The sequence below is a fragment of the Spirillospora sp. NPDC049652 genome, from assembly GCF_040675125.1.
GTDB lineage: Bacteria > Actinomycetota > Actinomycetes > Streptosporangiales > Streptosporangiaceae > Spirillospora.
Genome location: NZ_JBFAOF010000299.1, coordinates 1 through 7,557 on the forward strand (window position 1 = coordinate 1; position 7,557 = coordinate 7,557).

General features: G+C 73.1%; 6 protein-coding genes and 2 pseudogenes. 2 read left to right on the plus strand and 6 right to left on the minus strand.

Features of this window, described 5'->3' with window-relative positions; translation table 11 throughout:
• Both AB0J52_RS19915 and AB0J52_RS19920 read right to left on the minus strand, forming a co-directional pair.
• A pseudogene (locus AB0J52_RS19915) lies at positions 1-275 on the minus strand (hypothetical protein); the annotation flags it as partial.
• On the minus strand, positions 275-445 hold the full coding sequence (locus AB0J52_RS19920; RefSeq protein ID WP_500183084.1) for a hypothetical protein: 171 nt from the start codon (positions 443-445) through the stop codon (positions 275-277). The gene AB0J52_RS19920 and the pseudogene AB0J52_RS19915, both read right to left, overlap by 1 nt.
• A gap of 734 nt (positions 446-1,179) precedes the next feature.
• Between AB0J52_RS19920 and AB0J52_RS19925 the strand changes: the two genes are divergently transcribed.
• A complete protein-coding gene (locus tag AB0J52_RS19925; protein WP_500183085.1) occupies positions 1,180-2,631 on the plus strand; it encodes a sialidase family protein in 1,452 nt (483 codons plus the stop codon).
• Positions 2,632-2,701: 70 nt separating this feature from the next.
• On the opposite strand, the gene AB0J52_RS19930 is transcribed toward AB0J52_RS19925, so the two are convergent.
• Positions 2,702-4,237 (minus strand): cellulose binding domain-containing protein, encoded by a 1,536-nt coding sequence (locus tag AB0J52_RS19930; protein ID WP_500183086.1) that lies wholly within the window; start codon positions 4,235-4,237, stop codon positions 2,702-2,704.
• A gap of 122 nt (positions 4,238-4,359) precedes the next feature.
• Positions 4,360-5,016, minus strand: coding sequence for a TetR/AcrR family transcriptional regulator (locus AB0J52_RS19935; RefSeq protein ID WP_500183087.1), 657 nt, complete (start codon positions 5,014-5,016; stop codon positions 4,360-4,362).
• A 77-nt stretch (positions 5,017-5,093) separates the two neighbouring features.
• Here AB0J52_RS19935 and AB0J52_RS19940 point away from each other — a divergent pair, with 77 nt between their 5' ends.
• Positions 5,094-6,539 (plus strand): amidase, encoded by a 1,446-nt coding sequence (locus tag AB0J52_RS19940; protein WP_500183088.1) that lies wholly within the window; start codon positions 5,094-5,096, stop codon positions 6,537-6,539.
• On the opposite strand, the gene AB0J52_RS19945 is transcribed toward AB0J52_RS19940, so the two are convergent.
• Entirely contained in the window at positions 6,520-7,281 is a 762-nt protein-coding gene (locus AB0J52_RS19945) for a glucose 1-dehydrogenase (RefSeq protein ID WP_500183089.1), read from the minus strand. The genes AB0J52_RS19940 and AB0J52_RS19945 overlap by 20 nt on opposite strands.
• Positions 7,268-7,557, minus strand: a pseudogene (locus AB0J52_RS19950) (acetate--CoA ligase family protein); the annotation flags it as partial. The gene AB0J52_RS19945 and the pseudogene AB0J52_RS19950, both read right to left, overlap by 14 nt.

Genomic DNA, 7,557 nt, shown 5'->3' on the forward strand with positions numbered 1-7,557 from the left:
GCCGCCGGCCGGAGGAGGGCGGCCGTCTCCCGCCACCGCCGCTCCCATTCCGCGACGTCCCCGCCGCAGGCCACGACGTAGGCGCGGGTGATCTCCCAGCTCGGGAAGCGGCGGCCCGCCGCGGCCTCGGCGAGCGTGGTGAAGCCGTAGTAGGACCGCTTGGACATGGTCCGGTAGCTGGGTGTGCCGACGCTCGCCCGCAGTTCCCGCAGCGCGACGGCGAACGCCGCGACGGGACCCGACCCGGGATCGAGCGGGTTCTCCGGACGCGGCATCAGCGCGACGGGGGCCGCAGCAGCACCGCCGACGCGGCCACGGCCAGCGCCCACCACGGATCGACGCCCCGCAGGATCAGGACGACCAGCAGCACCACCACGGGCGCGGCCCAGATCTCACGCACGGCGGGACGGACGACGCACAACGCGAACGCAGATGAATCAGACACGGATGCTCTCACTTGTTCGATGGCTCGGGCGGGGAAGCGAGCGAGCGCGGACCCTCCGGTCCCGCGCGGTTGCCGCCGCGCAGGACGGTCCGCGCCCTACTCGCGTTTTCATCGTGGCGGACGCCTCCCGCATCCGGAAGCGATCTCGGACGATTCGTTGTTCGGAGTACGGACGGCCGCCGGGGCGCAGATCACGGTCCGCCGGCGAGGTCAAGGGAATGTTGTTCGAGCTTCCCGTGCGGAATCGGGCACTTGCTCATGCAGAGGCACGAACAGCGCCGCCCGAGGAAACCTCGAACAATGAGCGCTTCCGGCCGCCGTGGTGTTTTCGCTGGTCAGGGCCTCGTCGTCGCGGAGCTCTGCGGAGGTGGCCGTCGAGGCGCCCCCACGGGCGCCGAACAACTCGGCCGGACGCTTACCTTGTGGGGGTCGATGGCTCCACGTCTGATGGCTCGGGCGGGGCACCGCGATCGGAAGGGCCTCCCGTTGCCGCGGGAGGCCCTTCGTATTACGTGAGCATCGCCGCGCGTATCACCGCGTGCAAGGCCGCGCGGATCGCCGCGCGTCCTGCCGCTCCCGGCCCGCCCGCCGTGAGGATCCGGCCCGGTGCGGGGTTCCGTAAATGATCTTGAGGTTGTAGCGTCGGCTGCGCTTTTCGACGCCTCCCGGACACGCCCCCGGACCAAGTGCGGTGTGTCCGTGAAGACGCCCCATCCAGGATGAGGGAGGAACCGTTGAAACGACGTTCCACGTCGATGATCGCCGCAGCGGCCGCCGTGATCGCGTGCGCCGTCGCGGCCCAGCCCGCCTCCGCGGACGGCCGTGACCCGGCCGCCGTGGTTCCGGTCTCGGGCACCAGCGCGCTTCCGGCCGGGTGCGGACTGCCCGCCGGGGACGGCTACGTGGCGAACCCGAACACCGAGGTCCAGCCCATGGTGGCGCGCGACCCGAACCGGCCGTGGCATCTCGTCTCGGTCTACCAGCAGGACCGGTGGAACCGGTACGGCAGTGACGGCGCCGTGGCGGCCGTGTCCAACGACTACGGCGCGACCTGGCATCCCTCGGCGACGCAGCCCGCGTTCTCCCGGTGCAACGGCGGCACCGACGCCAACGGCGGGAACTACGACGTCACGACGGACCACTGGGTCACGGTGACGCCGTCCGGGACGGCGGTCGCCGCGTCGTTCTCCCTGTCGCGCACCGGCGAGACGACGGCGATCCTGGTCTCGCGGTCCGGTGACGGCGGCGAGCACTGGGACGCCCCGACGACCCTGGCGCGCGACACCGACCCGGAGTTCTTCAACGACCGACCGGCGGTCACCGCCGACCCGTACCACCCGGGGGTCGTCTACGCCGTCTGGGACCGGGTGGACACCCAGGCGAACGGCGACTGGACGCAGCCGGTGTACCTGGCGAAGTCGATCGACGACGGACGCACCTGGAGCACGAGGAAGGTCTACGACTTCCCCGTCAACAGCGGCGCCATCGGCACCGTCCTGGAGCCGATGGCCGACGGGACGCTGCTGCTCGGCATGCACCAGGAGACCAACACCGGCGCCGCCACCCAGGTCATCCGCTCGACCGACGGCGGCGCGACGTGGTCGGCGCCGACGCTGGACGTGGCGGCCCCGTTCACCGTGGGGGTGAAGATCCCGGACCCGGACGGCTCGGGTGACGCGGTGCGCAACGCCTCGCTGCCGCTGCTGGCGGCCCAGCCGAACAGCAGGGTGGTGAACGCGGTGTGGCAGAGCCAGGCCGCCGACGGCACCTTCCACGTCTCCTACGCGCGCTCAACGGACGCCGGAAAGACCTGGTCGAGCCCGGTTCGGGTGGACAGGACGCCCACCGGTTCGGCGGCGGTGCCGGCCGTCGCGGTGAACCGCGGGGGCACCGTGGCGATCACGTACTACGACTTCCGCAACAACACCTCCGCCGCCACACTGCCCACCGACTTCTGGGCCGTGACCTGCACGACCGACTGCGCGAAGTCGGCCGGTTCGTGGCGGGAGCAGCACATCGAGGGCTCGTTCGACGCGCGCACGCTGCCGTCCACGAGCGCCGGCCGCATGATCGGCGACTACACCGGCCTGGTGTCGACCGGCTCGGGGTTCGTGGCCGTGTACGGCGTGACCACCGGCAAGACCGCCAACCCCGTGGACGTCCACAGCGCGACCTTCTACAACTGACCAGACGCCCCTGACCGACCGGCCGACCGCGGCCCGCCCGACTCCCGGGCGGGCCGCGGTTCGCCGTTTCTCAGTACTTGAGGATGCCGGTGAACTCGTAGGGCGACTGGGAGACGCCCGAGCAGGTGGGGGAGACCTGGCCGTTGGGGCAGCCGCCGTTGTCGCGGCCCACCGACCAGAAGCGGACGAAGCCGATGCGGTTGGCGACGGCCCAGGAGTGGAGCTTCTGCGCGGCGGCCTGCGTGGTGGTCATGCCGCTGTCGTTCTTGCCGATCATCGGCGTGACGCCGAGCAGGGACCTCAGCTCGGCGTCGGACTTGCCGGGCCAGATTTGCCGCATCTGCCCAAGGGTCGCGGTCGCCGCGGAGACCATGGCGTCGCCCCAGTCGCCGGAGTAGCCGAAGTCCATGAGCATCGGGTTGACGCCGACGGTCAGGCCCCGGGACGCGGCGTCCTGGAGGATCTGGACCGAGTACGGGTCCATGCCGTAGTCCTGGCCCTGGACGCGCATCGTGTAGCTGATGGTGGTGCCCCGGGCGTCCTGGAGCTGCTTGAGGGCGGTGTTGACCTTGGGGATGTCGATGGACGCCTCGATGTCCACGTCGAGTTCGTTGGTCTTCACCGTGTCGAGCAGCTTCTCGTAGGCGGCGAGAAGCGAGGCGGTGTCGCCGCAGGTCTGCTCCAGGTAGGGGCCCGCCGCGCCGCCGGTCGCGACGACGACCTGCCCGCCGGACTGCTGGAGGGCGCGGACGTCCCCGATGACGCGCGCGTCGTCCAGGGCGATGGTGCCGCCCCACGCCGGGTGGCAGCCGGTGCTGTCGCCGAGGGCGAAGGCGAGCGTGTAGTTCTTGACGCCCGTCGCGGACGCCGCGGACGCCAGCGACGGCGTGCTCATCGTGATGTCGATGTACGGGGCGTAGGTGGTGCGCCCGGTCGGCGGGGGCGGGGTGCCGCCGCCGTCGGTGGTCTTGCCGGTGACCGCCGGCGAGTAGGCGGAGACGTTGCCGGCGGCGTCGCGGGCGCGGACCTTGAAGGAGTAGGACGTGTTCGGCGACAGCCCGGTGACCGTGGTCGAGGTCCCGGTGACCGCGGTGGGGGCCCCGGTGTCGCGGACGAGGTCGTAGCCCGTCACGCCGGTGTCGTCGGTGGACGGGTTCCAGGAGACCTTCAGGGACGACCCGGTCGCGCCGCTCACGGTGAGGCCGGACGGGACGGACGGCGGCGACGTGTCGGCCGGGCCGCTGCAGGACCTGCCGTTGAGCGTGCAGTTCTGCGGCGTGCCGGTGCCGGCCGAGACCCAGCCGAAGGTGGTGCTCGCGCCGGGGGCGAGGGTGCCGTTGTACTCGCGGTTCTTGAACTCGTAGTGGGCGCCGGCGCGGGTGAGCAGGGCGTCCCAGTACGCGCCGACCGACGTGCCGGACGGCAGGTCGAAGCCGACCGTCCAGCCGGTGGTCTGGGTCGTGCCGGTGTTGGTGACGGTGAACTGGCCGGTGTAGCCGCCGCTCCATTCGGAGGCCTTGGTGAAGGCGGCGGTGTCGGCGTGGGCGGGGACGCCGAGCAGGACGACCAGGGCCGTCAGCAGGACGGCCGCAGCGGCTCTGAACACGGGGAGCTCCCTGGGCAGGAGGGACGCGGGCAGGCCCCCGATGGCCTTGCAAAATAGGAAAGTTTCCTAATCGTTCTAACCCGGTACGCCGCGTCCGGCAACCCCTCGGGGCGGATCCGGTGTCAGGGGAGCAGGCCGCGCAGGATGGTGCGCAGGGCGTCGGCGGTGCCCGCCGCCGAGTCGTCGCCGGTCGCCAGCCGCCGCACCGCCAGGCCGTACAGCAGCGAGACGACGGCGGGGGCGTGCCGGCCGGCGTCCGGGATGCCGAGCGCGGTGAGGATCGCGGCGGCGAGCCGGTCGTAGGCGGCGACCGAGCGGGCCGAGGTGGCGCGCACCTCCGGGTCGCGGGCGGCGTGCAGGTGCAGTTCGAGGTTGGCGATCTGGCGGCGGTCGGTGGCGAACCCGACCATGGCCTTCTCCACCTCGTCGGCGGCGCGGTCGGGGTCCACGCCCGCGTCGCGCAGCCGCTCGACGTGCGCGGTGATCCGGGCGATCTCGTCGTCCACGAACGCGGCCAGCGACTCGCGCAGCAGGTCGGACTGGCTGGGGAAGTGGTAGGTCAGCGAGCCGAGGGAGACGCCGGCGGCGCGCGCGACGGCGCGGTTGGTCACGGCCCCGACGCCCTGCTCGGCGATGAGGTCCAGGGTGACACGCAGCATCCGGTCGCGCGGGCTGTCCCGGGGACCGCCGGGCGTGCTGTCGCTCCGGCTGTCGCGCGGGTCGTCGGGCGTGGTGCCGCGCGGGTCCTCGCGGCTGCTGTCGGGCGGGCGGCTGGTCATGGCGGCTCCAGTCTTCCGCATCCGGACGCCGAGGGTTATCGTTCGTTCGAACGAACGATACCTGGAGAGGGGCCCGGATGGACGACTTCCTCGGTCTGGCCGAGCAGGCGGCGCTGCTGGCGGACGGCGCGGTCTCGGCACGGGAACTGGTGGAGCGGTCGCTCGCCCGCATCGACGCGCTCGGGTCGCTGGAGGCGTTCCGCGTCGTCCGGGCGGAGGCGGCGCTCCGCGAGGCGGACGCGGCGGACCGGCGGCTCGCGGCGGGGGAGCGGCTGCCGCTGCTCGGCGTCCCGGTCGCGATCAAGGACGACACCGACCTGGCGGGCGAGACCACCCCGTTCGCGGTGCTCGCCGACCACCGGCCCGCGGCCGAGGACGCCGAGGTCGTGCGCAGGCTGCGCGCGGCGGGCGCGATCATCGTCGGGAAGACGACGACCTGCGAGATCGGGCTGTGGCCGTTCAGCGAGTCGCCCGGGTTCGGCCGGGCGCGCAACCCGTGGAGCCCGGACCGCACGCCCGGCGGGTCGTCCGGCGGGAGCGCCGCGGCGGTCGCGGCGGGGATGGTCGCGGCGGCGGTCGGCTCCGACGGCGCGGGCTCGATCCGCATCCCCGCGGCCTGGTCGCACCTGGTCGGCATCAAGCCGCAGCGCGGGCGCGTGTCGGGGTTCCCGAACCGCGACCCCTTCAACGGCATCACGGTCTGGGGGCCGCTCGCGCGCACGGTCGGGGACGCGGCGCTGATGCTGGACGTCCTCGCCGGAAGCCACCCCGAGGACGCCTACCAGCTCGACCGTCCCGTCACCCCGTTCGCCGAGGCCGCCCGGCGTGAACCCGGCCGGCTGCGCGTCGCCGTCTCGTTCCGGACGGCGTTCGGCGTGCCGGGCAGGCTCGACCCGGAGATCCGGCTCGCGGTCGAGCGGCTCGCGCGGCGGCTCACGGCGCTCGGCCACAAGGTCTTCCCCGCCGACCCGGACTACGGGCCGATCTTCATGGGCCTGGTGCCGCGCGGCACGACCGGCGTCGCGGACTGGCTGGACGCCATGCCGAACCCGCGGCCCGAGGCGCGCACCGAGGTGGAGGCGCGGATCGGGCGGATCGCGGGCCGCCGCCTGCTGCCGCTCGCCCGCCGCCTCGACCCGTACTTCCGCCGCCGGGTCGGGCGGATCTTCGAGACCGCCGACGTCGTCCTCACCCCGACGACCGCGCAGCTCCCGCTGAAGGTCGGCGCGTTCGAGGGCGCGGGCTACCAGCGGACGCAGTCGGGCGTCGCCGCCGCCTGCCCGTACGCCTGGACGTGGAACGTGCTCGGCTGGCCTGGCGTGAACGTCCCGGCCGGGTTCAGCCGGGACGGCCTGCCGATCGGCGCGCAGCTGCTCGGCCACGACTCCGACGAGGCGACGCTGATCTCGCTCGCCGCGCAGCTGGAGTCGGTGGAGCACTGGGCCGACCAGCGTCCCCCCGAGCCCGCCGAACACGTCGAGCCCGCCGGCCCTGCCGGCGCCGTCAGTACCCCGCCCCGGTGACCAGGCCGCCGTCGGCGAGGACCTCGCTGCCGGTGCAGTAGGACGACTCGTCCGAGGCGAGGTAGACCACCAGCCCGGACACCTCCTGCGAGTTCCCGAGCCGGCCGAGCGGCAGGCCCTCGATCAGGGCGTCCGCTCGGTGGGCCGTCGCGTCGATCACGTCCTGCTGCATCGACATCCCGGTGATGATCGCGCCCGGGTGGATGGAGTTCACCCGGATGCCGTACCGGCCCAGCTCGCGCGCCGCCGCCTTCGTCAGCCCGCGCACGCCGAACTTGGACGCGCTGTACGCCGACAGCCCCGACGCGCCGACGAACCCCTCGGTGGACGACACGTTGACGATCGACCCGCCGCCGGACTCGCGCATCGCCGCCGTCACGGCCTTGATCCCCTGCCACTGGCCGAGCAGGTTCACCTCGATGATCGCGCGCGCCTCGTCGAGCGTCATCTCCTCGATGGTCTTGTGCTTGAGGATGCCCGCGTTGTTGACGAGGACGTGCAGCCCGCCGTAGGTCTCGACCGCCGTGCGCACGGCCGTCGCCCAGTCCTCGGGCTTCGTCACGTCCATCCGGACGAACCGGGCGGCGTCCCCGAGGTCGGCGGCGAGCTTGGTCCCGAGGTCGTCCAGGACGTCGCCGACGACGACGCGCGCGCCCTCGTCCACGAACCGCCGCACGTGCGACTTGCCCATGCCGCGCGCGCCGCCGGTGACGATCGCGACCTTGCCGTCAAGACGTCCCATCGAGGGTCCTCCTCATCGCGGCCACCGCGCTCGCGGCGGCCTCCATGCTCCGGTAGACCGGCACGCCCGCCGCCCGTGCGACGGCCCGCACCTGGTCCTCCACGCCGGGTGGCGCGCACTCGGCGTTCCGGACGACCAGGGTGATCCGGGTGTCCGGGGCCTCCGCCTGGAGCCGTCCGACCGCGCGCGCGTAGGCGACGAGCGGGTCGGCGCTGTCGCCGAAGGTGAAGAAGCTCTGCACGTTGACGTGCGCGACGACGTCGGCGAACGCCCGCC

Coding starts and splice junctions, on each gene's coding strand:
- AB0J52_RS19935 (WP_500183087.1), bottom strand. CDS start 5,016: ATGACCAGCCGCCCGCCCGACAGCAGCCGCGAGGACCCGCGCGGCACC.
- AB0J52_RS19940 (WP_500183088.1), top strand. CDS start 5,094: ATGGACGACTTCCTCGGTCTGGCCGAGCAGGCGGCGCTGCTGGCGGAC.
- AB0J52_RS19945 (WP_500183089.1), bottom strand. CDS start 7,281: ATGGGACGTCTTGACGGCAAGGTCGCGATCGTCACCGGCGGCGCGCGC.